At 65.3% G+C, this 2,080-nt stretch carries 3 protein-coding genes; all 3 read right to left on the bottom strand.

Translation table 11 applies throughout. The features are described 5' to 3' along the window. Positions 1–533 (bottom strand): extracellular solute-binding protein (locus tag J4F42_17100; GenBank protein MCE2487236.1); only part of this gene is annotated, 533 nt, incomplete at its 3' end. After that, entirely contained in the window at positions 530–1,639 is a 1,110-nt protein-coding gene (locus J4F42_17095; protein MCE2487235.1) for an ABC transporter ATP-binding protein, read from the bottom strand. The genes J4F42_17095 and J4F42_17100, both read right to left, overlap by 4 nt. Before the next feature lie 111 nt (positions 1,640–1,750). Then, the gene (locus tag J4F42_17090) at positions 1,751–1,924 is read right to left on the bottom strand and encodes a hypothetical protein (protein MCE2487234.1); all 174 of its coding nucleotides are present in this window, start codon (positions 1,922–1,924) and stop codon (positions 1,751–1,753) included. Positions 1,925–2,080: the final 156 nt, after the last annotated feature.

Genomic DNA, 2,080 nt, shown 5'->3' with positions numbered 1-2,080 from the left:
CGGCGCATGCCGCGCCGGCCGGGGAATTGCTCCAGGTCGAAGAAGTCGCGGATCGTTGTCGGCGCGGGACCGCTCAGACGCTCGGCGTTATAGGCATACACCGTGGAGTAGAACAGCAGGCCGGCGCCGCATTCGGTCAGCATATCAGGGAAGAAATCCTGGGCCGCAGGCGTGCCGTCCGGTGCCGGCGGCGGCTCAAAGCCGGCCAGCGGTTCGAGCAGGCCCTCGTCACAGCCCCGTGCCGCGTCGGCCATCTCCAGGTCAACCAGGTCCCAGTGTACCGCCCCGGTCTCGACCTGCGCCCGAATCTGGGCCAGGCCGCCGTTGTAGGACTCGAGGCGGATCTCGATGCCCGTCTCGGCGGTGAACGGCTCGTGCTGGGCCTTCTGGCACGCCCGGGCGTAGGAGCCGCCCCACGAGACCACGGTCAGCGATTCGTTGCCGACGGCCGGCCGGCTCCAGCCGAGCCCGGCCAGCGCAACGAGGGCTGCGGCGTAGACCGCAGGGCGGATACGAGCTGGGAAGAGGGTCATGGTGTGGTCTCCTGCGTGTCCGGCTCCAGGGCCCGACAGTCGGTCGGCGTCCAGCCGATATGGACCCGGTCGCCCTCCAGCACGGCGCCGTGGCCGACGGTATTCGGAATCTTGACGATGAAGTCGGTGCGCCCGCACACCGCCACCCGCAGGCGCAGGTGATCGCCCAGAAAGGTGATGTCTTCGACCCTGGCCTCAAACCGGTTGGTGTACAGTCCCGGCTCGGGTGCCAGGCACACCCGCTCCGGGCGGATGGCCAGGGTGACCGCGTCGCCGGGTTTGCACGTCGTGACCTGGAAGGCGGTGACGACCTGATCGCCGGTCTCTACCTGTGAGATATCGTGTTCGACAGCCAGGACCCGGCCATGCAACAGGTTGTTTTCGCCGATGAAGCTGGCAACAAACGGGCGCTCGGGCTCTTCGTACAGAGTTTCGGGCAGGGCGACCTGTTCGATGCGGCCGTGGCGAAAGACGGCGACCCGGTCGGACAGCACCATGGCCTCCTGCTGGTCGTGGGTGACGTACACGACCGTGACTCCCAGGCTGCGCTGGATACGCCGGATCTCATACTGCATTTCCTCGCGCAGGCGGCGATCAAGGGCGCCCAGCGGTTCGTCCATCAACACCAGGCCGGGTTCAAACACCAGCGCTCGGGCAATGGCCACGCGCTGCTGCTGGCCACCCGAGAGTTCTGACGGACGCCGGTCTTCGAGCCCTTCGAGGCGTACGAGTTGCAGGGCGCGCCGCATCCGCTCGCGGCGCTGCTCGGCGTCAAGCCCGCGCACTTCCAGGGGGAAGGCCAGATTGCCGCCGACAGTCATATGCGGAAACAGCGCGTAGTTCTGAAACACCACGCCGATGCCCCGCTTGCGCGGCGACAGATCGTGGACCGAGCGACCGTGGATACGAATCGTGCCCGAGGTCGGCGTCTCAAAGCCGGCCAGCATCATCAGGCAGGTAGTTTTGCCCGAGCCCGAGGCGCCCAGCAGGGTCAGAAACTCCCCCTCGTGGACCGTCAGGTCGAGGTCGCGCACGACTTGAACCCGTCCGTCGTAGCTCTTGCAGACGCGCTCGAATTCGACATGGGCGGTGTGGCGTGAATCCATGTGGCCGTTGATCCCGTCCCGGCCGCGCCGGGCGACCCATCCCTCGACGCGGGCGGGTCAGGGGCATCCTGGCCTATTCGGGCGAGGGGTGTCAAGTTCGCTTCCCCCTCATCAGACGGTTGCTAGGAAGCGGGACAGCGCGTTTTTCACCGCTCTGCCATCCCGTTTCGACAAGGTGTCGACCTTGCGGACAATCAGGGCATCATCGCAACAAAGGCTGATCTTCAGGCACTGGAGGCCACCACAAAGGCCGAGCTTCAGGCGCTCGAACTGCGCCTCACCCATAAGTTTGAATCGCTCTATAAGCACCTGCGGGCCATGTCGGTTGGTATCGTCACTACCGTTGTTGCGCTGATGAAGCTGCTCTAGAGCGGTTCACCATTATCTGTAGCCACAATGCTGGAAGTAATGATGGCATTCGCGGGGAGAGAAGCCCGTCAA

It is taken from the genome of Desulfurellaceae bacterium, from assembly GCA_021296095.1.
Taxonomy (GTDB): domain Bacteria; phylum Desulfobacterota; class Binatia; order Bin18; family Bin18; genus JAAXHF01.
This window is presented reverse-complemented; position numbering and strand designations above follow the sequence as displayed.

Bases quoted from the DNA above. Each gene is read 5' to 3' on its own strand.
- J4F42_17095 (MCE2487235.1), bottom strand. From the start codon at position 1,639: ATGGATTCACGCCACACCGCCCATGTCGAATTCGAGCGCGTCTGCAAG.
- J4F42_17090 (MCE2487234.1), bottom strand. From the start codon at position 1,924: ATGGGTGAGGCGCAGTTCGAGCGCCTGAAGCTCGGCCTTTGTGGTGGC.